The sequence below is a fragment of the Gaetbulibacter sp. NE genome, assembly GCF_025548475.1.
Classification (GTDB): Bacteria; Bacteroidota; Bacteroidia; order Flavobacteriales; family Flavobacteriaceae; genus Gaetbulibacter_B; species Gaetbulibacter_B jejuensis.
This window is the reverse complement of sequence record NZ_JAOQHY010000001.1, coordinates 918,913-944,953: the sequence shown is the minus strand read 5'-3', so window position 1 is coordinate 944,953 and position 26,041 is coordinate 918,913. Positions and strand designations below refer to the sequence as shown.

At 32.8% G+C, this 26,041-nt stretch carries 18 protein-coding genes and 1 tRNA gene; 9 read left to right on the top strand and 10 right to left on the bottom strand.

Features of this window, described 5'->3' with window-relative positions; all coding sequences use genetic code 11:
* Nucleotides 1-584 precede the first annotated feature (584 nt).
* Nucleotides 585-2,411, top strand: coding sequence for a sodium:solute symporter family protein (locus OD803_RS04360; protein WP_262732487.1), 1,827 nt, complete (start codon nucleotides 585-587; stop codon nucleotides 2,409-2,411).
* Here OD803_RS04360 and OD803_RS04355 read toward each other — a convergent pair whose 3' ends face one another.
* The 6 genes from OD803_RS04355 to mce all read right to left on the bottom strand — a co-directional run bounded on the left by OD803_RS04355 (nucleotide 2,412) and on the right by mce (nucleotide 10,138).
* Nucleotides 2,412-4,382 (bottom strand): hypothetical protein, encoded by a 1,971-nt coding sequence (locus OD803_RS04355; RefSeq protein ID WP_262732486.1) that lies wholly within the window; start codon nucleotides 4,380-4,382, stop codon nucleotides 2,412-2,414.
* Between the two features lie 3 nt (nucleotides 4,383-4,385).
* Entirely contained in the window at nucleotides 4,386-5,396 is a 1,011-nt protein-coding gene (locus OD803_RS04350) for an AAA family ATPase (protein WP_262732485.1), read from the bottom strand.
* A gap of 9 nt (nucleotides 5,397-5,405) precedes the next feature.
* On the bottom strand, nucleotides 5,406-8,063 hold the full coding sequence (locus OD803_RS04345; protein ID WP_262732484.1) for a transglutaminase-like domain-containing protein: 2,658 nt from the start codon (nucleotides 8,061-8,063) through the stop codon (nucleotides 5,406-5,408).
* Nucleotides 8,060-9,298: a DUF58 domain-containing protein gene (locus OD803_RS04340; RefSeq protein WP_262732483.1), complete on the bottom strand. Its 1,239-nt coding sequence runs from the start codon at nucleotides 9,296-9,298 to the stop codon at nucleotides 8,060-8,062. The genes OD803_RS04345 and OD803_RS04340 overlap by 4 nt, the downstream gene beginning before the upstream one ends.
* A gap of 279 nt (nucleotides 9,299-9,577) precedes the next feature.
* Nucleotides 9,578-9,651 (bottom strand) — tRNA-Ile (locus OD803_RS04335).
* An 82-nt stretch (nucleotides 9,652-9,733) separates the two neighbouring features.
* Nucleotides 9,734-10,138, bottom strand: coding sequence for a methylmalonyl-CoA epimerase (mce, locus tag OD803_RS04330; protein WP_129759825.1), 405 nt, complete (start codon nucleotides 10,136-10,138; stop codon nucleotides 9,734-9,736).
* Nucleotides 10,139-10,220: 82 nt separating this feature from the next.
* Between mce and rbfA the strand changes: the two genes are divergently transcribed.
* Both rbfA and OD803_RS04320 read left to right on the top strand, forming a co-directional pair.
* Complete coding sequence (gene rbfA / locus OD803_RS04325; protein ID WP_129759824.1) at nucleotides 10,221-10,613, top strand: 30S ribosome-binding factor RbfA; 393 nt, start codon at nucleotides 10,221-10,223, stop codon at nucleotides 10,611-10,613.
* Entirely contained in the window at nucleotides 10,614-11,816 is a 1,203-nt protein-coding gene (locus tag OD803_RS04320) for an ABC transporter permease (RefSeq protein WP_262732482.1), read from the top strand.
* 13 nt (nucleotides 11,817-11,829) lie between these two features.
* Here the strand turns inward: OD803_RS04320 and dusB are convergent, their stop codons facing one another.
* Both dusB and OD803_RS04310 read right to left on the bottom strand, forming a co-directional pair.
* Nucleotides 11,830-12,822, bottom strand: a complete 993-nt coding sequence (gene dusB / locus OD803_RS04315) for a tRNA dihydrouridine synthase DusB (protein ID WP_129759822.1) — start codon at nucleotides 12,820-12,822, stop codon at nucleotides 11,830-11,832.
* 1 nt (nucleotide 12,823) lies between these two features.
* Entirely contained in the window at nucleotides 12,824-14,050 is a 1,227-nt protein-coding gene (locus OD803_RS04310) for a M28 family peptidase (protein ID WP_262732481.1), read from the bottom strand.
* Between the two features lie 41 nt (nucleotides 14,051-14,091).
* On the opposite strand from OD803_RS04310, the gene OD803_RS04305 reads away from it, so the two are divergent.
* Entirely contained in the window at nucleotides 14,092-15,207 is a 1,116-nt protein-coding gene (locus OD803_RS04305) for a TolB family protein (RefSeq protein WP_262732480.1), read from the top strand.
* Here the strand turns inward: OD803_RS04305 and OD803_RS04300 are convergent.
* Nucleotides 15,204-17,621 (bottom strand): outer membrane beta-barrel family protein, encoded by a 2,418-nt coding sequence (locus OD803_RS04300; RefSeq protein ID WP_262732479.1) that lies wholly within the window; start codon nucleotides 17,619-17,621, stop codon nucleotides 15,204-15,206. The two genes, OD803_RS04305 and OD803_RS04300, sit on opposite strands and share 4 nt — an antisense overlap.
* A gap of 141 nt (nucleotides 17,622-17,762) precedes the next feature.
* Here OD803_RS04300 and lepA point away from each other — a divergent pair, with 141 nt between their 5' ends.
* A complete protein-coding gene (gene lepA, locus OD803_RS04295; RefSeq protein ID WP_262732478.1) occupies nucleotides 17,763-19,559 on the top strand; it encodes a translation elongation factor 4 in 1,797 nt (598 codons plus the stop codon).
* Here lepA and OD803_RS04290 read toward each other — a convergent pair.
* Nucleotides 19,556-21,376, bottom strand: a complete 1,821-nt coding sequence (locus OD803_RS04290; RefSeq protein ID WP_262732477.1) for a cation:proton antiporter — start codon at nucleotides 21,374-21,376, stop codon at nucleotides 19,556-19,558. The two genes, lepA and OD803_RS04290, sit on opposite strands and share 4 nt — an antisense overlap.
* Before the next feature lie 146 nt (nucleotides 21,377-21,522).
* On the opposite strand from OD803_RS04290, the gene OD803_RS04285 reads away from it, so the two are divergent.
* The 4 genes from OD803_RS04285 to OD803_RS04270 are packed head-to-tail and all read left to right on the top strand — an operon-like array spanning nucleotide 21,523 to nucleotide 26,023.
* Nucleotides 21,523-22,380, top strand: coding sequence for an MBL fold metallo-hydrolase (locus tag OD803_RS04285; protein ID WP_262732476.1), 858 nt, complete (start codon nucleotides 21,523-21,525; stop codon nucleotides 22,378-22,380).
* An 18-nt stretch (nucleotides 22,381-22,398) separates the two neighbouring features.
* Nucleotides 22,399-24,003, top strand: coding sequence for a S8 family peptidase (locus tag OD803_RS04280; protein WP_262732475.1), 1,605 nt, complete (start codon nucleotides 22,399-22,401; stop codon nucleotides 24,001-24,003).
* Between the two features lie 3 nt (nucleotides 24,004-24,006).
* Entirely contained in the window at nucleotides 24,007-24,381 is a 375-nt protein-coding gene (gene rnpA, locus OD803_RS04275) for a ribonuclease P protein component (RefSeq protein WP_129759815.1), read from the top strand.
* Between the two features lie 7 nt (nucleotides 24,382-24,388).
* Complete coding sequence (locus tag OD803_RS04270; protein WP_262732474.1) at nucleotides 24,389-26,023, top strand: S41 family peptidase; 1,635 nt, start codon at nucleotides 24,389-24,391, stop codon at nucleotides 26,021-26,023.
* The last annotated feature ends 18 nt before the right edge of the window (nucleotides 26,024-26,041 follow it).

The following is a 26,041-nucleotide window of genomic DNA, read 5'->3' as shown; positions in this document are numbered from 1 at the left end:
CCCTTATTTTAAAAGTAATGATTTATAAAACTATAGTGTCAACAAAATTTTTAATCGCTTCTAAATAAAAGTATTCAAACTTGAACACATATACTGTTATTATTAACAGCATATTTTAATTTAAGTTGTAAATGTATAAAAAAAAGCGAGTTAACAAAATAAAATCCCAACAAACATTCTTTAAAATGCAAAAATCATCGACGAAATGCATCGCCAAAAGATATATTTTTCACTTACTTTAATAGCACTCAAATATAATATAATTAACTTATTTTAAAACAAAATCTAAGTTTAAAACTTCATTAACTTATTGTTATTTGGAGCTTTATCAATAATTTTTAATATATACGTATTTTTTATAAAAGCAGTTTCATTATTTACAATCTTAACAGAAAACAATATTTCTTGTAAGAAAAAGGCTTCAATTTTCCACAAACTACATTTTTCACATGACAACATGTGTTTTTAAACTTAATTTAAAGACTTTTTTAAATATCATTTTATTAGAAACTACTACTAAAAATTCTCATTCTTGATATTTTAATCTAAATTTCACGATAATTAAATTTAATACAAATCAGTACATGATAAATTTAAGCACAATAGATTACGTTTTTATTTTTGGGTTTTTCGCAATTACCTTGGGTATTGGCTTTATGGTATCAAAAAAATCAGGTCAAAATCCAGCTGAATATTTTCTTTCGGGTCGTACTATGCCTTGGTGGTTACTTGGCGTTTCAATGGTAGCGACTACATTTTCAACAGATACTCCAAACCTTGTTACTGATATTGTTAGAACTAATGGCGTGTCTGGAAACTGGGTTTGGTGGGCATTTTTAATTACTGGCTTACTAACTGTTTTTGTGTATGCTAAATTATGGCGAAAATCAGGAGTATCAACAGATATTGAGTTTTACGAATTTAGATATGGTGGCAAACCTGCAAGGTTTTTACGCTCTTTTAGAGCTATTTATCTTGGTGTTATTTTTAACATTCTTGCCATGGCAGCGGTTACATTGGCTGCTATAAAAATAGGGCAAGTTATGCTTGGGCTTACTGCATTACAAACTGTAGGTATTGCTGGTGCTGTAACAGTTATTTTTAGTGCTGTTGGTGGATTTAAAGGCGTGGTTTACACCGATTTCATCTTGTTTTTTGTAGCAATGTGTGGCGGAATTGGTGCAGCGTACTACTGTGTAAACTTGCCTGAAATAGGTGGTTTAAGCGTACTTATTGAGAACGAAACTGTAGCCTCTAAACTAAACATTTTACCTGATTTCAATAATAAAGAAGCGCTTATTACGCTTTTAATTATTCCAATAGCTGTACAATGGTGGAGCGCTTGGTATCCTGGAGCTGAACCTGGTGGTGGTGGTTATATTGCGCAACGAATGTTGGCTGCCAAAAACGAAAACCATGCTATTGGTGCAACGTTTTTCTTTAACATACTTCATTATGCATTACGTCCTTGGCCTTGGATAATTGTAGCGCTTTGCTCAATAGTTATTTATCCTGATTTAATAAGCCTTAAAGATGCCTTTCCAAATATTACTGATGATAAATTAGGTCATGATATTGCATATTCTGCAATGTTAACCAAATTACCTAGTGGACTTTTAGGCGTTGTACTTACCTCGTTAATTGCAGCTTATATGTCAACTATTTCTACGCATCTTAATTGGGGTTCATCTTATATAGTTAATGATTTTTATGTGCAACGTGTTAACAAAAATGCTTCTCAAAAAGAATTGGTAAATGTTGGAAGAATATCAACAGTTATTCTAATGGCTGTTTCTGCTATACTTGCTTTGTTGCTTAACAATGCGCTTCAGCTATTCAATATTATACTAATGTTTGGTGCTGGCACAGGATTAATCTTTATACTTCGTTGGTTTTGGTGGCGCATTAATGCGTGGAGTGAAATTTCGGCAATGTTTGTTTCTGGGATTATTTCTTTGTTGCTGAATTCAAAATCAATTGCACTATCTGCTTGGTTATTTGGCAATGAAAATACTATTGGCTTAATGCCTAGTTGGATGACTTATCCTTTTATTGTTATAGTAACAACAGGAGTTTGGTTGCTAGTTACTTTTTTAACTAAGCCTGAAAAAGACGACACTCTGTTTTCATTTTACAAAAAAATACAACCTGGTGGACCAGGTTGGAAACACACTGTCAAAAAAGCACAAGACCAAGGTGTTGACCTCAACCTTAACAAACAAGAATGGAATGTGCCTTCAGGAGTTTTAGCAACAATTGTTGGATGTGTTACAATATATAGCGTGTTGTTTGCAACAGGTTATTGGATTTATGGACAATACACAAAAGCTACTATTTTAACTTTTGTTGCGCTTGTATCTGCTTTTGCCTTAAAACATCTTTGGAAGAAGATAAAGGCTGTGGTTTTTTAACTATTCTAGGTTGATACCAAAAGCTTTAAAAGCTAATAACTGTCCTGGGTTTTCAATAGATTTTAACTCTAAACTACCTTCAAACTTTGTGTCGTTATCAATTAAGACTTCATAATCTACTGTAGGTTCATTGTCTTTTTCAGTAATATTAATTTTTAAAGTAGGCCAACTTAAATCATTTTCAACCCATTCAATATTGCTGTCTTTAAGTTCCTCAACTATAGCCTCCTGTTCTGGTGTTAAACTTGTATTGACTATCTTTAAATTAAACTTCATTTCAAGCTCCGAATAAGGCACTAACTGAGGAAAATTCATATAAAACGCTAACAAATGCTCATTCGCGAAGGCTATATTATCCTTTTCAAGATAGGCTTTACTTAATGCTTCATGTACTCTAGCTATCAGTAGTTTTTCATTAGTAGCATTAAGATGCTCGTCTTTTAAAACGCCTTCAAGTTTTTCAATCGCTAAGTCATATTCTCCATCTTCTAAATGAAATTGTCCTATAAAATAGTTGAAGTATTTGTGCACGTTTTCACGCTCGTCTTCTTGTAATTTTTTCTCAAATATATTGATGAAGTACTCAGGATTAAAATACTTTATGAGCTCCCAAATCTCATCAAAAAACAAGTTGTTTTCAGAAGCAAATAAATTGTAATAACCTATAAACCGTTCAGGATCTGCAGATAATTCACTTGTTAACAACAAATGCGCATTTTCTTGTTTAAAGTGATGTTTTGAAATCTCGTAGAGCGTTTTAGGTTTATACCAATAACCTTTGTCTCTAAACTTTAGCTCTTTTATAGACTTTTTATGGTACAAATATTTAAATAAAAGCGTGTTACGATTATACGACACTTCTCCCCAAGTACTGTTAACGTGTATTTCTTTAAAGTTTGCTGCTTTATCACGAAATTCTTTAGACTTTTTTAAATCTCCTGAATAATAATAAGCTCTACTTAATGCAATATTATTCCACCCAAAACCAGGAGATGGACCAAGATATTTAATAGACCTATCAATAATTGTTTTTGCAGCAGATAAATCGTTTTTAAAAATCTTGATAGCAGATTGCATATAGTCAAACTCTTTTACGCTTTTCTCTTCGTAGTTATCGTTTTTACGTGCTTTTTCGTAGCTTTCTTCGGCTTCGTCATACTTTGCTTGTATAAACTGAAGATTACCATAGTTGTTATACGACAACCTATCGTATCTTTCTAATTGTTTACTGAAATATTCGGCAGAATCTGTTTTAAGTTGATGGGAGTAAATAATGTTTTTGTAATGATAATAACTCAGCAACGCTCCATTCCCATAATCTGGCCAATAAGTATTTATAAACCATTGGTTGTTTTTGTCACTGTCTTTAATAGAATCGGCATATTGAGATGCTAGTTGAAGATTTTCTTCAATTGTAGATTTTAAAAACGGATACTTTTCTGGACTGTACATCCTGTTGCGCAAGTAAATCCATGAAATATTACTATACGGATTAATACCGAAATTGAATACAAAGTCGCGTTTTTGAAGTCGTTTAACCGCCTTAATCGCTTCTCCAGGTTTATCTATATATTCATAACTTTTTGACAAGTAATAAATGAGAATTGCATACTTTCTTTGGTATTGATAACGATCAATATATGTTCTAATATCAGTAGTTCGTCTTAGTTCTCTATAAAAATCTTTTTCAAGCAGCTCAACAGCTTTTACAAGCGACTTTATTGCCGACTCATATCCTCTTTTATCCGAAGCTCTGTCGTACCTGTAGTTTGCTTCAAAAAAATGTCCAACATAGTACGTACTATCTAACTGAATCATTTTTTGTGAAAGCTCATAGGCTTTACGACCACTATAACTTCCTCTAAACTCTCGTTCCAATCGGTCAATTTCAATGCGTTGCGCAAAGAGCGTCATTAACCCCAAAAAGAAGCAAATAAAAGTTAAGCGTATTTTAGTGCTTGTACTATTCACAAATTACTTTTTTAAATTAAGTCTTGACAAACGCGAAATTTCAGTTTTTACTATACTGTCAATAGCACTACCTTCAGCACTAAGGTTTTTAAATAATAATCTATGCTGAAGTACTGGTTTTACCAAAGCTGCCAAATCATCTTCAATTACATAGTTTCGTTTATGAATTACAGCATAAGCTCTCAAACATTTTAAAAGAATAATTCCAGATCTAACTGATGCGCCTAAAATAATTCCTGAATGTTCTCTCGTTCCTCTAACAATGTTATTTATGCTCTTAATAATTTCGTCGTCAACATGAACTTCTTCTGCTTTACTGCGAAGTGCTAAAATATCTTTCATATTCAACACTGCTTCAACAGCATCTTGCGATCGCTGTATTTCTAATTGCTTTTTATAGATTTCTAACTCTATGTCTTCGCTTACGTACCCAAAACTAATCTTCATAAAAAAACGGTCCAATTGCGCATTTGGCAAAGGATACGTTCCTTCCATTTCAATTGGGTTTTGTGTAGCTATTACAAAAAATAGGTCTTCGAGCTTATAAGTTTGATCTCCAATAGAAATTTGATTTTCTGCCATACACTCTAATAAAGCCGACTGTACTTTTGGTGATGCTCGGTTAATTTCGTCTGCTAATAAAATATTACAGAATAAAGGTCCTTTCTTGAAAATGAAGTCTTTGTTACTTTCATCGTATAAATGCGACCCAATCAAGTCCATTGGTAACAAATCTGGAGTAAACTGAATACGTTTAAAATCGGAATGTGCTTGCTCACCAGACAACGAATGTGCTAAGGTTTTTGCCATAACCGTTTTACCAGAACCTGGATTATCTTCTAACAAAATATGCCCTTTAGCAATAAGGCAAGTGATAATTTGAATAATCTGCTCTCTATGTCCTTTTACAACCTTGCCAATGTTTTCAATTAATACATCTATATTTTTTCCAGAGGTATCTTCAGCAATGGTTTGCGTGTGGTTTGGGCTTGTATGTTCTAGGTCTTGACTCATAATAATACACTATTTTTTTAGATTAAGATTCAGCATATAGTGAATCCATTTGTTTGGTTTAATAAAATTGAAAAAGCGCTGCGACTTACTATACTTTGAAAACACTTTTTGATTAAAATCAGAATGAAATTCTTTAATTAAATCAACCTCAGCATTAGTAAGCTGGTCTTCGCTATATTTTAGTTTTTGATAGGTTTTAACAAAAGCCTCAAAGTGAGTTCCAAACTTAGGGTCAACGACATCTCGTGCATAAACCATGGGTGTTTGGTGGTCTCTTGGAATACCCATTTGATTAAGTATAAAGTGGGCGTTTTTATAATTGGCTTCAGATAGCTTTGTAATAGAACTGTGATTTTTAGCTTTTTTAGACAACCACAAGTAATAACATATTGGCAGCAACATTAACACCAATAATATTAACAGGATTGCAGCAAGCACATAAATTGACCAATCTGTTATGGTTTTCATTGCACTATCTTCCTCTTCTTTAGTAGCGTCGTCTAGTTTTTCTTCTTCAATTTTAGGAACATGAACTTCCATAATTGTAATTGGGTCTGGAAAAAGTTTCATGTAATTTTCAATAGTCTCGCCATTGTATTTTTTTCGAATTCGTCCCAATTTATAATCAAAAGACACCATTACAGCTGTGTCACCAAGTTTTACGTTTTTTAAAGCAATTGGTTGTTCACCAGCAAACACTTTGGCTTGGTTAACGTCAAACGACATGTCTAAAAGATTGGTGCTGTCTAGAGCAATACCATTATCGTTAATAATCATTTTATCAACACGAACTTGCATTGTTTTGCTTAGGGTATCTACTTCGGTAATTACACCTTTACCAACATAAGTTTCTTTTGTTGGAGGCGTTGGAGGTGTACCATCAGGTTGTGGCGATTGTTCAGCATCTGTATTACTTACTGTCATGTCAAAATCTAGCCAACCGTATTCTGGTATATAAACTTGCGTCCAAGCATGACCTTGATCTCCATAAAACCAATACCAACCTGGAGTTTTGTGACTTCTATCAACAGTCATAAATCCAACAGCTACACGTGTTGGTATTCCTAAAGATCGCAACATAAACAATGATGACGTTGCAAAATAAGTACAATAGCCTCTATGTGTGTTGAACATAAATTCATCTAACATACTTGCGTTAGGAATGTTTGGGTCTGTTGGTTTTCCTGGTGTTAAAGTGTAGACGTATAAAGGATCTCCTTTTTCATCTTTTGATAAGAAATAATTGCGAATGCTTAATATTTTATCAATAGTTGTATTGTCTCCTTTGGTAAGACTATCTGCCAAATGACCTATTTTATTATAGAGCTCGCCTTCTGGAACTTCGGTATAATAGTCCATAAACCGTTCGTTTTCGCCTTCATAACTTTTAGCGCGTCTTAAGGTGCGATAACGGTTTTCTTGATAATTAATAATCGACTCGTCTTCAGTATTGTAAACAAAATAAGCGCTGTTAAGTTCTGATACTTCAGAAAACACATTGTAAGCAAACTTATAGTCTTTTTTAAACTCTTCTTCAATTGAAATTGGTTGACATGCATAAGCTGTACTTGGAGCCACAAAAACCTCAGGACTAAGACCAGCAATATAAATGGTGCTTTTTACCTCTTTGGTAGCAAGTTCCATTTTATCATAAACCAATACAGAATCGTTTACCTGAGTGAAATATTGAGGAATTTTTGTTGGGTTTGGTAAAAATAAATCGCGAACAATACTGTCTGGATCAACTTCAAATTGCTCTAAAGTTGGATTGTACTGATTTAAATGATACAGCGTAATGTACTGTGGATTTGGTGTTGTAGGATTGATAAAGTTATCAATATTAGCACAAAACAACAGTTCTTGCGAAACATTTAATCGATCTCTAAGTCCTAAATAATCATCTAAATTAAATCTAGTATTAGAATTACTTTTATCAGAATCTTTTTTGTCTTTGTTCTCGTTTTCTCCATCAGAATCTTCTTCATCGCTTTCATCACTTTGACCTTGTGTAATCTCGTTTTGAATATGGTCAATCTTTGAGTCTAATAACTGTATTGTTGACCAAAACAAAAACAACGCTATTAACGAAAACAACAAAATTCTTCCAACCACCATAACGTAATTGGTTTTTTCTTGCTTTTGAATAGTTTTAAGTAATTCTTTTACAAACAGTACGTAAAACAAGTAGAGTACAGTTGGTGCAACAAGCCATATCATTTCGTTTACGTTAGACATTTCCATATCTGAAATGAGAATGACTGACAGTGTTGTTAATAGTATTGAAAACACTATTAAATAATATCTCCAACGTGATATTGCAAAGCCCGAAAACCATCCAAACACAAAAATACTGGTGTTTATTTTAAACCGATTTGCCACATAATAGGCATCAAACTCATTAAAGGACGATGCACTAATAGAGCTGTAAAGAATATTAATAATGAGCAGTAGTAAACCAAAAATAATTAGAAATCGAATTTTGGTTTTATGTAATAAATATGCTGTGATAATTCCTGCTGAAAACACACCAATTAATACATGCTTGTTGACAAAAAGCAATGAGTAGTACTCTGACAGAAAATCGAGCAACGGATACATTATAAGTATCGTAGGAAGGATTAAAAACAGTAACCCAAGTGTAAGTTCTTTGTAGTCTATTTTTCTCATATAATCTGTCCTGTAAAATTAGAGTTAGACACTAATTTTTCTATACCTTCTTCGTTCTTTTTTAGTTTTTTTCGTGTTGCCGAAAATATCCAAGCTAGCTTGTTAAGTTCGCTTTTTTGATCTTGTCTTAAAAATAGGTTTTTGAAATTAAACACGTTTTGATGGTCTAAATGTCGAGATGCTTTTACAATAACAATGTTTGAAGTTCCTTTTTCAATTAAATTAGTAAGCTCATCTAAGCTAATTAAGGTCGACACACATATTATAGATTCTCCAGAGGCTTTCAGTTCGTTTACCGAAAAGTTGTTTTGCCAACTTGCCGAACTTAACTGAAACCCAACACGATCATTCTCGCTTACCGAAATAAATTCGTTTACAGCCTGGTCAATATTGAATTCTACTTTTCTGTCTTTTTTCTTAATGTTTAAGCAAATGTTGTACACAATATCTTTGTAATAATTGAGCATACTAATCGCATATGCCGAAGTAAGATCTTTAGATAAAACGTTATAAAAACTTGTGTAAAATTTGATGTGAGACGCGTAAGGGTTTATAACCTCAGGCGTTCTAATGACAAGCTCTCTATTTTTAGCAAAAATTTTCCAGACAATTCGGCGAACATCATCTCCAACTTCAAAATCTTTATAGTTGAGATAATCACCTTGTATTTTACGAGACGTTTTTATTTTTTCTTTTTCTTCCTTAGTTTTTGAAGGGTTAATATCATCAACGGAAAGTTCAATTTCAGAAGAATGAAGGTAAAATGCGTTTTTTGATTTTTTATACGTTGTAAAACGGAAAAACTGCAAATAGTCAATAAAACTAATAACAAACCCTTTAACGTGATATTGCTTTCTGTCTGGTAAGCAAATTAAAGTTGAACCTTCTTTTGGCAATAGTTTTTCAAACCCTTGAGAAAATTTATTGATGACTACAGTGTCAGAGAGTTTTCCATTTTCAAATTCTATCTTTATTTTGATATAACCCAACAACGGAAGTATGGCTTTCGGTAAAGAAATTAAAACAGGTACTTGTCCTGCAACTCCTTTTATGTTACCATCTAATCCTATATCAATTTTAGGAATAATAGTTTTCTTATTGATGACAAAATACAGGTAGCAAACCAACGTGTATAAAAAACCTATACCAATTAAAATCAATATAAACGTTCCAATTACCCACGCAAACAGCTTAAGATATAAAGCAATATTGGTGTCCTCGATGAAGAACTCCATTTTAACAAAATAGATTGCTGTTATTAGCACTAAAGCAAAAATTATTGCATTTCTTTTAAAAGGTAGGTAACGAATAATTCTATTAAGGCTAAAATTCAAAGTGAAATTTGTTTGAAATGGACATTTGGTTTACAAAGGCTCAATCTACAAAAAATAGGTAAGTATCTAGCAACTAAAAATATATTTTAATTTAAGTGTTGCTTTGTATAAACGTCTCTTATAATATGGTAATTGTTAAAACCAAAAAACCGCTTCAATGATTTGAAACGGTTTGTTTTGTGGTCCCACCTGGGCTCGAACCAGGGACTTTCTGATTATGAGTCAGATACTCTAACCAACTGAGTTATAGGACCCATTAGCTTAACGCTAATTATTAATCTCTTCTAAAAAAGAGTGTGCAATATTACTACTTATTTTAATACTCTACAAGAATTTTTAATCCTTTATGTCTTGGCACAACTCAATTAAAACACCATTTGTAGATTTAGGATGCAAAAACGCAACCCATTTATTGTCGGCTCCTCGTTTCGGTTCTTCGTTTAAAACTATGAAGCCTTCTGTCTTTAAGCGTTCAATTTCTGACTTTATATCGTCTACCGCAAAAGCTATATGATGAATTCCCTCTCCTTTTTTCTCTATAAATTTTGCAATAGGACTATCGCTGTTGGTCGCTTCAAGCAACTCTATTTTATTAGGTCCTGATTTAAAAAATGAGGTTCTTACGCCTTCGCTTAAAACGTCTTCTATTTTATAATGTGCTTCTCCAAACAAGCTTGAAAACAGTTTGTTGGACTCGTCAAGGTTTTTTACTGCAATACCAATATGCTCTATTTTGTTCATTTTTAAGGTGTTTTGTGCCTAAGGCATAAATTTTGTGTATTCAAAAATAAAATAATCCTTAAATATCAACTATTTTTGCATCATGGAAAGCAACAGACAAAAAAAGATAAGTGGCGTTTTACAAGAAGATTTAGTAGATGTGCTTCAAGGTGCAGCAACTAAAGGTGGTCTTAGAGGTGTTATCATTTCAGTAACCAAAGTTTCGGTTACTGTAGATTTATCTATTGCAAAAGTTTACTTAAGCATTTTTCCTAATGATAAAGGCGAGGAACTTTTAAAAGGCATTCGCTCAAACACACCATTAATTAGGCACGAACTAGCACAACGTACCAAAAATCAATTACGAAGAATGCCTAGTTTAGAATTTTTTATTGATGACTCTTTGGAATATATTGACCAAATTGAAAAGTCTCTTAAAGGTAAAGAAAACCCTATTAGCAACCCAGACCTTCTTAATAAAAGAAAAAAGTCATAATTGAATGTTTCTTTATATATAGCTAAACGTTATCTGTTTTCTAAAAGCAGTAACAACGCTATAAATATTATGACCGTTATTGCGGCTTCAGGTATTGTTATAGCCTCAGCTGCATTATTTATTGTGCTTTCTGGTTTTGCGGGTTTAAAAAACTTTAGCCTTGAATTTTCTTCGTTTGTCGATCCTGATTTAAAATTGACTCCTGTTGAAGGAAAATCGTTTGTGTTTTTTGAAAAAGATTCCTTAGCACTTTCTGATATTTCAGATATTAAATACTACTCAAAGACCATTGAAGAACGCGTTATTCTTGAATTTGACGGAAAACGAAAACTCGCAAATATAAAAGGTGTTGATGCTAATTACACGCGTGTAACGTCTATTGATACTATGGTTGTAAGTGGTTCTTGGTTAACCGATAGTAACCAAATTGTTTCTGGTTGGGGAATTTCAAATACATTGTCTTTTGGTGTTTTAGATTATGGTAAAAGTCTTACTATTTATGTTCCTAAGCCAGGTAAAGGACAAATAAGCTCAGTAAGAGGTGCATTTAACTCTATAAATGCTGTAAACACAGGCGTGTTTCACATTAATGAAGATTTAGACAATGAGTATGTGTATTCCAATTTAAACACTGCTAAATACCTTATGAATTATAACGATAATCAAATTAGTAGTATTGAGCTTAAACTTACTGAAAATGCTAGTGAAGCTGCTGTTAGAGATGCTTTAACTGCTGCTTTTGGAAATCGTTTTCAAATTAAAAATCGAAATGAGCTTAACGATTCTCTCAACAAAATGCTCAATACCGAAAATATGGCTGTATATCTTATTTTTACTTTAGTAATCATTATAGCCTTATTTAATGTTATTGGTGCATTAATCATGATGATTTTAGACAAAAAAGAATCGTTAAATACTTTATTTAACCTTGGGGTTGATGTATCACAAATTAAAAATGTATTCTTTCTTCAAGGTAGTTTAATGACTGTTTTAGGAGGTATTCTTGGTTTAGTTATTGGCTTTTTAATTGTGCTGTTTCAATATCTTTTTGAGCTTGTCATGTTAACTCCTTCGTTACCTTATCCTGTCGCTATAAAACCTATCAATTTTGTAATAGTGCTAGTTACTATAACTGTTTTAGGAATATTGGCTTCAAAACTTGCGTCTAGCAGAATAAATAAAGCGCTGGTAAATAATTTTTAAGAAGTTAAAAAAGTTACACAAACTGGTAGTCAGCAAACTTATCTAATACTTCATCAAAGGTATCAAATACATCTTTAGGGTCGTCGCTAGTTACCATTTTGGTTCTATACTCCTTAAAGTTTGGAATACCTTTAAAATAGTTGGTATAATGACGTCTGGTTTCAAAGACACCTAACTTCTCCCCTTTCCAGTCTATTGACATTTGCAAATGACGTCTTGCAGCATCTACGCGCTCCTCTAAACTAATTGGTGCTAAATGTTCTCCTGTTTTAAAAAAGTGTTTTACTTGCTTAAAAAACCATGGGTTTCCAATAGTAGCTCTACCAATCATACAACCATCCAATCCGTAATCGTCTCTCATTTCCATAGCACGTTCAGGAGAGTTTACATCTCCATTTCCAAATACAGGAATGTGCATTCTTGGATTGTTTTTTACCTGAGCTATAGGTTTCCAATCTGCATTTCCTTTATACATTTGTGCTCTTGTACGACCATGAATAGAAATGGCTTTACAACCAACATCCTGAAGACGCTCAGCAACTTCAACAATTTTTATAGAGTCGTGATCCCAACCCAATCTGGTTTTTACTGTAACTGGTAAATTGGTGCGTTTAACCATTTCGGCAGTTAAGCTTTCCATAAGGCAAACATCTTTTAAAATACCTGCTCCAGCTCCTTTACTTACTACTTTTTTTACAGGACAACCAAAGTTGATGTCAATAATGTCTGGGTTAGATTTTTCAACAATATCAATAGTTTGAAGCATGCTATCTAAATTGGCGCCAAATATTTGAATACCAACAGGACGTTCTTTTTCATAAATATCGAGTTTCATAACGCTCTTAGCTGCATTACGAATTAACCCTTCGCTAGATACAAACTCTGTATATACCACATCTGCTCCTTGTTCTTTGCATAACGCTCTAAACGGAGGATCGCTTACATCTTCCATTGGTGCTAACAACAATGGAAAATCTGGAAGTTCTATATCACCTATTTTTACCATACTAAAACTCTATTTCTGCTTCTACTTTATCCCCTCCTCTTTTTACAGTCACTTTGGTTTTATCACCTGAGTTAAAACTTGACAAAGCTCGCATATAACTCATCATATCTGTTACCAAGCTATCCCCTAATTGTATAACAATATCACCTTTTTGAAGCCCTGCTTTTTGCGCTGGTTTATCTTCGCTAACACCATCTATTCGCATACCTTCTCCATCAAACAAATAATCAGGAATTACACCTAAGCCAACCTTAAATCGTGGTGTTTCTTCACTTTCATTTTTAGTTTTTCTAAAGGCTAACTTTCCGTTATCATCAAGGTCTGAAATAATATCAAAAATATAGCTTGAAATGGTTTCCATACCTTCAAAATTCAACTTTTCAGTATCGTCACCTGGTTTATGGTAGTCTTCATGCTGACCTGTAAAAAAATGCAGCACAGGAATATCATTATTATAAAAAGAGGTGTGGTCGCTTGGACCAACACCAGATTCATTTTCAATGATTTTAAATTTAGAGTTGTTTGCTTTTACAACTTGCTTTAAAATAGGAGACGTACCAACACCATAAACCGCAAGCGTACTATCTTGCTTTAGTCTACCAACCATATCCATGTTTAGCATGTAATTGGCTTTTTGTAAGTCTATTGTCGGGTTTTTTGTAAAGTAATTAGACCCTAACAATCCCATTTCTTCACCCGAAAACGCCATAAACAAATAGTTGTTTCCTGTATTTGCGCTTTTAAGTTTTCTAGCCAAATCAAGCAACACTGCTACACCACTTGCGTTGTCGTCTGCTCCATTATGAATCTCATTAGTTTCTCCTCTGTATAACGATCCTTCTGCACCATACCCTAAATGGTCATAATGTGCTCCAATAATAATAGTATTCTCTGCTTTATTGTCTAAAAACCCAATAACATTAGTTCCTGTTATAGAGCTGTCTCCATCCTTAACAATGTAATTAACTTCTTGGTGAGGATCTGTTTTTGGTTTAAAAGAAAACGCTTGGTAAAACCCTTCGGTACCTTTTGCTGTAAGTCCTAAATCTTCAAACCTTTGAGCAATATATTCAGCTGCAGCTTTTTCACCATCGGTTCCTGTTTGTCTTCCTTCAAGCGCATCATCAGCCAAAAAAGTAACATCATCCTTAATTTTACTGCTTAATGTTTCGGTTTGTTTGCAACCTAATAGCGATACAAAAAAAACTAGTAGCGATATTCTCTTCATGATAATAATCTTATTTTTGAGCAAATTTAGTCAATAATAGTATGAAATACACATTACTTTCAATTTTAGCTTTAGCCCTTTTAGGTTGTAAAAACGAAAACAAAACCACTACTAACAACACACAAGATACAACTGTTGCTGTTGAAAAGGAGCAAAAAGAGTCTTTAATATATCCTGAAGAAACACATTTTAAATCCCTTCGTCAAGTAACTTTTGGAGGTGATAATGCTGAAGCCTATTGGAGTTTTGACGACAAGCAATTGGTATTTCAATCTAACAATAAAGGTTGGAATGTAGGTTGCGATCAAATGTTTTTAATGAATGCAACAGACACGTTTACTGATAGTATTGCGCCTAAAATGGTAAGTACTGGAAAAGGTAGAACAACATGCTCTTATTTTCTTCCTGATAACAAACATATTATTTATGCTTCAACACATTTGGGTGGTGAAGAATGCCCAGAAACACCTTTGCGTAAAAACGGAAAGTACATTTGGCCAATTTATGACAGTTACGACATTTTTGTAGCTGATTTAGATGGAAATATTGTAAAGCAATTGACCAACGAAATTGGTTATGATGCTGAGCCAACAGTGTCTCCTAAAGGCGATAAAATTGTATTTACATCTACTAGAAGTGGTGATTTAGAATTATACACCATGAATATTGACGGAACTGATGTTAAACAAATTACCAACGAATTGGGTTATGATGGAGGTGCTTTCTTCTCTCCTGATGGGACTAAATTGATCTTCCGTTCATCAAGACCAAAAACCGAAGAAGAAATTAAAGAATACAAAGCGCTTTTAGCAGAAGGTTTAGTAGAACCTACTGAAATGGAACTGTACATTTGTAATGCTGATGGAAGTGATTTACGTCAACTAACTAGTTTAGGAAATGCCAACTGGAGTCCGTTTTTTCATCCTAGTGGAGAAAAAGTGTTGTTCTCTTCAAACTTTGAAGCTGAACGCGGATTTCCTTTTAATTTATACATGATTGATCTTGATGGTAAAAACCTTAAACGCATTACTCATGGCGAAACATTTGATGCGTTTCCTGTGTTTTCAAATGATGGAAAATATTTAGCATTTTCTTCAAACCGAAATAATGGAGGTGGTCGTGATACCAACTTATTTATTGCCGAATGGCAAGACTAATTGCTTTCAGACTGCAATCTGTTACGCTCTTGGAGGTTACTGGTTCTTGAGTTAGAGCTTAGGTTAGTGTTTCCAAACATGTATCTAAACCCTATTTTAATATAACGGTTATCAACATCAGTAAAAAGTTTACTGTTTTGGTTTAAGTAACGTGATCTATCAGTAAAATCTTGTCGGTTAAACAAATCTTCAGCTGAAAGTGAAATGACTCCTTTTTTATTGAAAACAGACTTCGAAATTGACAAATTTGAAGCTAAGCGTCCATCAACCTCTCTAAGTCCTTGAAGATTTTTTCCAACCCAATACATGGTTAAGTTAAGGTTGAGCGTTTTGTCTTTTAAAAAGGTAAAATCATTTTGTAAAACACTATACGTGGACCATATATCTCGTTTTAAAACCTCAGTATCAAACGTTTCTGTATCTTCAATATTGTAAACTGAAAATACTCCGTATAAAAACCATCTTTCGGTAATATAAGAGCTAAGAATAAAATCAAAACCATACTCAACAGTGTTGTCAAAGTTAACAGGAACATACGATACTAAATTGGTTTCGTTATCCTGTATTGGTAACTCATAAATGTTGTTTTTTGATTTCTTATAATAGGCTTGAATAGTATAGCTGTCGTTTAAAGTAAATCCTGCATCTACATAATTATCGATAACTGGTCTAAGAGAAGGATTTCCTAAATAAACTGTATTGTCATTAATGAAGAAGTGAAACGGATTTAAACTTTCGTAATCTGGTCTTTGAATGCTTCGTTTGTAATTAGTATAAAAACTAAGGTTGTCAGACATTATATAGTTTATACTTGTTGTTGGAAACCACTCTAAATAGTCTTGTTTGTTAGTTTCGTTATTACTTATAGAAATTCCTGTAACATTGGTTTGTTCTGCTCTTAACCCAAGAGCTAAACTAAACTTTTCCCAATCTTGAGAATAGTTTATATAAGCTGCTAAAATAGCCTCTTCATAATCAAACGCATCAGTGTTTTCTGGGTTTAAAACTTCACTACCTCCTACAATATCGTATTGTGTAATATCGCTATTGGTGTTTATAAACGAAGTCTTTGCTCCTGCTTCAAAAAGAGAAGAATCACTAATTGGTAATGTATAGTCAGCTTTTGAAGTAAAAATTTCAGTCTCTTGGTTGTTGTTTGTGTTATAACTTGTTGATTCAATAAAAGAATCGTCAGCATTGTAATAATTACTCAACACATCTTGTAACCTATTGTAATCATAGTTGGTATAATGTGCATTTAAAGACAACTTTTCTCCAGGGTTTTTAAATAAATGAGTATAGTCTAAATCCAATCCAATATTATGCTTTTCATCTGATGATAAACTGTTGGAATCATAATAAAACATTAAGCTTTCAGTATTATCAAAAGCATTGGTAAGGTTGCTTATCTTATACTTAAAATCAGGCAACCAAAGTACTGTAGAAGATAAACTCAACGTGTTTTTTTCATTGATATTATAATCAAAATTGAAGTTGAAATTATGGGTTTTTGACCATGTGTTTCGATTAAGTTGAGATTTCCAAGTCTCTTCAATATCTAAGTTATCATCTAAAAAATTAACTTCTTCCCTATTGTTTCTATTAATTTTATTCTGCGTATAACTGTAGTTTGCAGAGAAGTTTATTTTTTCAGATTTAAAAAAGTGGCTTGTTCCTGCATTATATCTAGGAAAAACACCTTGAGTATAATTAGCAAACACATTGCCTCTATAACCTGTAATAAGGTTTTTACTCATTACAATATTTATAACAGCTCCACTTTCAGCATCATATTTTGCCGAAGGATTTGTAATAACTTCTACAGCTTTTATGCTATTTGCCGATGCACCTTCAAGTAATTGACTTAGCTCTGCAGCTGTTAAATGCACCTTTCTGTCGTTTATATAAACCGTTGGCTCTGTGTTTTTAACCAATAAGTTGTTGTCTAATACCAAAACTCCTGGTGTACTTTTTAAAACCTGAAGCATATTACCTTCAGTTAATGCAGAGTTTTCAATATTAAAAACGACTCTATCAGCTTCTTTTTTTACTGTTGGCTTTTTATAGGTAAGTGTAATTTCATCTAAAGATTCTTGTTTTTCTTCTAAAATTAGATCTTCAAGAACAAGATCTCCATCTACTACAATAGTTATAATATTGTCTTTGTAACCAATAAAGCTCGTTTTAATGAGATAAGTATCACTCTCTATATCAAAAAAACTAAAAGCTCCCTTATCATTAGAGGAAACACCTTTAACAATAGTTGAGTCATTGGTCATTAGTATTACATTAGCGTAGGACACAGGGTTGTTGTCAATATCTAGTACACGACCAGAAATAGTAAACTCTTGACTTAGGCTAAGTAATGGGATAAAAAACAGTAATAATTTTATAATTCGTTGAATAAAATTCAAATTTTTATAATTTAATATTGCAATATACTATTTGTTTTAGAATTTTTTTTACTGAAAAACCGTAAACGTGTATAAAAGAAAAAACTATAAACCTTAATAAATCGATTATATTTGCAAAATCTTAGGATGAAGAATTGCACTATGAAGAACATTAGAAATTTTTGTATAATAGCACATATCGACCATGGCAAGAGTACTCTTGCTGATAGGCTGTTAGATTTTACTGGTTCGGTTACCGACAGAGAAAAACAAGATCAGCTCTTGGATAACATGGATTTAGAGCGTGAACGAGGTATCACTATAAAATCACATGCCATTCAAATGGAGTATATGCACAATGGTGAACAATATGTTTTAAACCTTATTGATACTCCTGGTCACGTAGATTTTTCTTACGAAGTATCGCGTTCCATTGCTGCTTGTGAAGGAGCGCTTTTAATTGTTGATGCAGCTCAAAGTATACAAGCGCAAACCATTTCTAATTTATATTTAGCACTTGAAAATGATTTAGAAATCATTCCTGTGTTGAATAAAGTAGATTTACCTAGTGCAAATCCTGAAGAAGTTACTGATGATATTGTAGATTTATTAGGTTGCGACCCTTCTGAAGTTATCCATGCCAGTGGAAAAACAGGGTTTGGTGTTGAAAATATTTTATCTGCAATTATTGAGCGTGTACCTGCTCCTAGTGGTAATCCAGAAGAACCATTACAAGCCTTAATTTTTGACTCTGTTTACAACCCTTTTAGAGGTGTTGAAACTTATTTTAGAGTTATTAATGGTAAAATTAGAAAAGGGCAAAACATTAAGTTTATTGCAACTGGTAAAACGTATTTTGCTGATGAAGTAGGAACTTTAAAGCTTAAACAACAGCCAAAGCAAGTTATTAACGCAGGTGATGTTGGGTATTTAATTACTGGTATTAAAGAAGCTAAAGAAGTAAAAGTTGGTGATACTATTACTGATGCTAAAGAGCCAACTAAAAACGCTATTGAAGGGTTTGAAAACGTAAAACCAATGGTATTTGCTGGTATTTACCCTGTAGATACTGAAGATTATGAAGATTTAAGAGCATCTATGGAAAAGCTTCAGCTTAACGATGCTTCTTTAGTATTTGCTCCTGAAAGTTCTGCGGCTCTTGGTTTTGGATTCCGTTGTGGGTTTTTAGGAATGTTGCATCTTGAAATTATTCAAGAGCGTTTAGAGCGTGAGTTTGATATGACAGTTATCACAACCGTTCCTAACGTAAGCTACCACGCGTTTACCAACAAAAATCCTGATGAAATCATCATTGTTAACAACCCAACCGATTTACCTGAACCTTCTACACTTAACCGAGTAGAAGAGCCATACATAAAAGCAACTATTATTACTAAAGCCGATTTTGTTGGTCCTGTAATGAGCTTGTGTATTGAAAAACGTGGTGTCATCACCAATCAAACATATTTAACACCTGAGCGTGTTGAGCTGTCTTTTGATATGCCTTTAGCTGAAATTGTTTTTGATTTTTATGATCGTTTAAAAACGGTTTCAAAAGGTTATGCATCGTTTGATTATTCTCCTATTGGAATGCGAGCTTCAAAACTTGTAAGAGTTGATATTTTATTAAACGCACAACAAGTTGATGCGCTTTCAGCATTAATTCATGCAGATAATGCCTACACCATAGGTAAAAAAATGTGTGAAAAGTTAAAAGAACTTATCCCAAGACAACAGTTTGATATTCCTATTCAAGCTGCAATTGGAGCTAAAATTATTTCTAGAGAAACCGTAAAAGCACTTCGTAAAGATGTAACTGCAAAATGTTATGGTGGAGATATTTCGCGTAAACGTAAACTTTTAGAAAAACAGAAAAAAGGTAAAAAACGTATGCGTCAAGTAGGTAATGTTGAAATACCTCAGCAAGCGTTTATGGCTGTATTAAAGCTTAACGATTAAAGTCCTTCGGGTTTTCCTAAGTATACTAACTGAAAGCCTTTTTCTATTTCAAAATTCTTATCTAAAGAGCAAAGTATATGTAGCTCTCCCGATAGATCTTTTATAAATAGAGGTATTGCTTTTTGTTCAGCATTTAAGCGCTCAATGGTCTTTAAATACATTTCTTTAGACTCTATATTTATTTCATTAATCACAGGATAATCTCTTGCAACTTCACTAAAGTTTAAGTAATCGTCTTTCTTAGAGAAAATAATATCAGTTGGAATAGACTCAGGATGCTTTATTTCTTCAGCAGAAATTAAACGATACGCTCCAGATTCGCCCAAATGCTTTTGAAATTTATTGATAGAATGTCTGTTTACCTCATCACTTCCTGTAAGTGCAAGTAAATATCCAATATCGCTTAGCTCAACATCGTTAGATAAGTCTTCAGAATACACATTAGCTTCCATTGCGTCAATATCTTTTGCTCTGGCTTTATCGATATTCTCTTTGTTACTATCAATTAACACCACATGTCGTCCATTATCAATCAAGTATTTTGCAATAATTCTAGACGCTTCAGACGCTCCAATAATTAAAATTCCGTTGCTTGATTTTAAGTAAACGCCTATCCATTTTGAAAAAGATCGTGCTGTTGTAGCATTAAGTAATACGGTTACTAAAACTGTTGTAAACACTAAAGGCGTAATATATTCAGCTCCTGGTTCTCCTTTTAAAACTAGCTTTGTACCAAATAAAGAAGCAATACCTGCAGCTACAATACCTCTTGGTCCAACCCAACTAATAAATAGTTTTTCGTTGACTTTTAACCTAGAATTTGTGGTGCTCAAGAACACACCTAATGGACGAAGAATAAAAATGATTATTGCCATTAATATGGCAGTATTCCAATTGAAAACAATTTCTAAATCTTCAATATTTACATTGGCAGATAGCAAAATAAAGAGTATAGAAATAAGTAAAACACTTAACGACTCTTTAAAATATAATAATTCTTTAAGGTTAGGAAGTTTGCTGTTACCTAACACCATTCCCATAACCACAACAGCTAAAAGACCAGATTCGTGTGCAAAAACATCAGACTCTACAAACACTAAAAGCACAACTGATAAAGCTGCAACATTCAATAAATAATGAGGAATTAAATGCTTTTTAATAGCAAAATACAATGCTAATGCTGCTGTTGTACCAAAAGAAAATCCAACAATTACAATTTTCCCAAACTCAATAAATGCTTGTAAAGTATAACCACTATCATCTCCAATACTTATAAACTCAAAAACCAAAACCGCTACTAAAGCACCTATTGGATCAATTAAAATACCTTCCCATTTTAAAACTGCAGAAACGTCTTTTTTAAGCGGAATATTTCTTAAAATTGGTGCAATTACAGTTGGTCCTGTAACTATTATTAATGCTGAAAATAGAAAAGAAATTTTCCAGCTTAAGCCAAAAATAAAGTGAGTTGCAATTCCTCCACCAATAAATGTAACAGCAGCTGCAACACTTATCAATTTTAAAATTACTGGTCCTACTTTGGATATTTCATTGCGCTTAAGGGTTAAACCACCTTCAAAAAGTATGACACCAATTGCTAAAGACACAAAGCTGTAGAGGCTTTCACCAGGAAAGAGTCCTTTGGTTCCGTTCCAAACAGGTTCAATCCATTTTGAGCCATCTTGAGATAGTAATGTAGAAATTGGTCCAACAAATAATCCTATTAATATTAAGGGTAAAATTGCAGGTATTTTAAATCGCCATGCAACCCATTGTGCTAATATTCCTAAAATTACAATTCCTGAAAGTTCAATCATGTATTTTATTTTTTGTTAAAATACTAATAAAAACCATAACCATCCATTACTCAACGGTAAAATAATTGGTTTTTAAAAGTATTATAGTGCGCTTCAATCACTTAAATTCCTTAGTATTTTTTTAATTTGCATAAAAATAAAATGTTATGAAATTATATCCTATTGAATCTGGAAATTTTAAGCTTGATGGTGGTGCTATGTTTGGTGTTGTACCAAAATCATTATGGCATCGTACCAATCCTGCCGATGCTAATAACATGATAGATATTGCTGCACGTTGTTTGCTTATTGAAGATGAAAATCGGTTGATTTTAATCGATACAGGAATGGGAGACAAGCAGAGCGACAAATTCTTTGGATATTATTACTTATGGGGAAATGACACTATTGATAAATCTCTAAAAAAATACGGTTTTCATAGAGATGATATTACTGATGTGTTTATGACGCATTTACATTTTGACCACTGTGGAGGTAGTGTACAATGGAATAAAGATAGAACAGGATATGAACCAGCATTTAAAAACGCACGTTTTTGGAGCAATAAAGACCATTGGTTGTGGGCAACTCAACCTAATAATCGTGAAAAAGCTTCGTTTTTGAAAGAAAATATTCTTCCTATGGAAGAGAGTGGTCAGCTAAACTTTGTATCGCTACCTGAAACCGAAATTTTAAAGAATTCTGAATTAGGTTTTGATATCTTTTTTGCAAATGGACATACTGATAAACAAATGATTCCTATAATTACTTATAAGGATATGAAAATATGTTTTATGGCCGATTTACTTCCAACTGCAGGTCATTTGCCTTTACCTTATGTTATGGGATACGATACACGACCTCTATTGACCTTAGATGAAAAAGAAGCCTTTTTAAATCTTGCTGCAAATGACAATTTTTACCTATTTTTAGAACACGACGCTCACAATGAGATTATAACTGTACAGCATACCGAAAAAGGTGTAAGACTAAAAGATGTTTACAGTTGTAGTGATTTGTTCTAAAAAACGTAATTGTAAAACATGAAAACAATTAAAGCTGTATTTTTTTGCTTACTACTTGTGTTGCTAAATAATTGTGGGTCGTCTCCTATTATCTCAACACCTGAGGAAAATATTGACAACATTCCTTTAAAAATCTCTAATTTATCTGAAAGTGAGCTAAAAAAATGGAGTCATTTAGATTTAATAAAAGACACAATTCCAGGTATAAGCCTTGAAAAAGCCTACAACGAAATTATTAAAACCAATAAAGGTGTTACAACCATAGTTGCTGTTATAGATTCTGGAGTAGATATAAACCATGAAGACCTTTCAAGTTCTATTTGGGTAAATACTAAAGAAATTCCAAACAATGGAAAAGATGATGATAATAATGGCTTTATAGATGATGTTAACGGTTGGAATTTTATAGGAGATACTTATGACGAGCAATTTGAGTTTGTAAGATTAATTGTAAATGGAGATTCTTCCAACCCACGATATGCTGATGCGCTTTTTGAATACCAAAAGCAGTATCAAAAATACTCTGAAGCAAAAACCAATACTGAGAATCTTATTCAACAAGTAACTACTGCAGATAATAGAATTTCAAGTTATTTAAAGAAAAAAAACTATACCAAAGAAGACGTATTTGCTATTAGAACAGAAGACCAAAATGTATTGGAAGCGGTTTCAATAATGAGATCTGTTTACACTTACAATTTTGAAACTGTTGATGCCATTAAAGCAGCTTTAAATAAAGATTTGAAATTAATAAACGAGCGATTAACTGTTCATTTAAATAAAAATCTAAAAGGCAGAAAAACTAAAGACAATCCTAACGACATAAACGATATAGGTTATGGAGATAATAATGTAAAACCTCATGATGCTGAAGAAACCCATGGCACTCATGTTTCAGGTATAATAGCAGCTAAAAGAGACAACAACAAAGGCATAAATGGTGTTGCAAACAATGTAAAAATTATGCCTATTCGTAACACACCTAATGGAGATGAATATGATAAAGACATTGCTCTAGCCATACGATATGCTGTTGATAATGGAGCAAAAATTATCAATATGAGCTTTGGTAAATACTTTTCACCTCATAAAGAGTGGGTTAAAGATGCTATTTTATATGCAGCAAGCAATGATGTACTCATTGTTCACGCAGCAGGTAACGATGCATTAAATTTAGATTCTTCTCTTAATTTTCCTACTGATGTTGATAATGGAAAAGAAATTGCGGATAACTTTATAAATGTTGGTGCTACGTATTATCGATATGGTTCCGACCTAGTTGCAGATTACTCTAACTACGGAAAACAAAATGTTGATATTTTTGCTCCTGGTTCTAGTATTTACTCCACAGTTCCAAATAATTCTTATGAGTCTGAAGGAGGAACTTCAATGGCTGCTCCATTGGTTACAGGAGTTGCAGCATTAATTCGTTCACAATACCCTAATTTAACAGCATCACAAGTAAAAAAAGCTATTTTAAATTCTGGTTTAGAAATTAATACCAAAGTAATTGTTGGCGGAAATATTGGAGATATAAAGTCCTTTGATACCTTGTCAAAATCTGGAAAACTATTAAATGCCTACAACGCATTATTAGAAGCTTCTAAACTAAACAACAACTAATTAATGTTCACCTACAACAAAAAAGAAAAATTAAAGAGTAAAAAGCTTATTGAACAACTTTTTGCAGAAGGACAATCGGTTTCAGCTTATCCACTTAAGCTTATATACTTGCCTGTTGATTTTGATGATTCGGTTTTATTAAAAGCAGGTGTAACTGTTAGCAAAAGAAAATTTAAAAATGCTGTTGATAGAAATCGTATCAAACGATTAATGAGAGAAGCCTATAGATTAAACAAGGCTGTAATTTTTAACAACATTACAACACAATATGCGTTAATGATTTTATACATTGGTAACGATGGTATAACTTTTGAGGTATTGGACACTAAAATGAAGGTTTTACTGAACAAATTCTTAAACGCATCCTCAAATAACTAAACTTAAGATGAAAACATTACTACGAAAAAGAATATTCATTCCTGTTTTGGCACTTTCAATTTTTGTAACGACAAGTGCCTTTAAAAGTGAGTTTTTTGAAATAGCAAAGCAAATTGAAATCTTCACGACGCTATTTAAGGAACTTAACATGAATTATGTTGATGAAACCAATCCTGGAGATTTAATGGATACTGCCATTAAAAGCATGTTAGAAGATCTTGATCCTTATACCAATTTTATGAATGAGCAAGATGTTGAAGCTGCTCGTATAAACAATACTGGCGATTATACAGGCATTGGAGCAAGCGTTTTAACACTTAAAGACAAGTTGGTAATTGTAGAGCCTTACAAGGATTATCCTGCAGATAAAGCAGGTTTAAAAGCAGGTGATGAAATTATAAAAGTTGAAAATGTAGTTGTTGCTGATTTTAAAGATGATGCTGGTAATTTATTACAAGGTGCTTCTGGTACAACAGTAAATGTAACTTATGTAAGACAAGGAAAAACACAAACAGCAGCTATAAAACGCGAAGCAGTAGAAATTCATGCTGTTCCTCATTTTTCAATGATTAATGATAAAACAGGTTATGTTGTTTTAAGAAAGTTTAATGATAAAGCCTCTAGCGAAACCATTAACGCTATAAGAAGTCTTAAAAACCAAGGTGCCGAAAAATTAATATTGGATTTAAGAGGAAATCCTGGTGGTTTACTGAGTGAAGCTGTAAATATTGTTAACATTTTTGTACCTCAAAACCAGTTGGTAGTTACTACAAAATCTAAAGTTAAAAAATACAACAAAACCTATTACACACAACGCGAAGCTATTGATACCGAAATTCCATTAGTGGTTTTAATAGATGGTAGAAGTGCTTCAGCAAGCGAAATTGTATCAGGTGCTTTACAAGATTTAGATAGAGCAGTTGTTGTTGGTGCAAGAAGTTTTGGAAAAGGTCTTGTACAGCGACCTAAACCGCTTATTTATGGAACTCAAATGAAAATAACCATTTCTAGATATTACACACCATCTGGAAGATGTATACAAGCTTTAGATTACTGGAATAGAGATGAAAATGGTAAAGCAACCAGAGTTAAAAAAGAAAACTATAGTGCATTTAAAACCAAAAAAGGAAGAACCGTTTACGATGGTGGCGGAATTCAACCTGACTTGGAATTAGTAGAATCGGTTTATAGCCCAATTACAAACGCTATTTTAAACGACAACTTAATATTTAATTATGCTACTGAATATTACTACAATAATAGTGTTACAGATTTGAAATCGTTTAAACTTTCAGATAATGATTTCAATAATTTTAAAGCCTTTTTGGTCAAGAATAATTTCAACTTTGAAACCAAAACCGAAAAAGCTTTTGAAGATGCTATGGAAGTAGCCAATGACGAGCAAATTTATGCTGCTATAAATACCGAATACACTAACTTAATTAATACCATAAATACCTATAAAAATAGAGCTGTAGATAATAATAAAGACCAGTTACTATCGCTTTTATCTGATGAAATTGTAAAACGTTATTTTTACAGAGAAGGACTGTATGAATATTATTTAGCTAACAACCTTGAAATTCAAAAAGCAAAGGAAATTCTTAAAAATCCTTCAACATATTCAAGTTATTTAAATTAATTATTTGACTGTATTTTA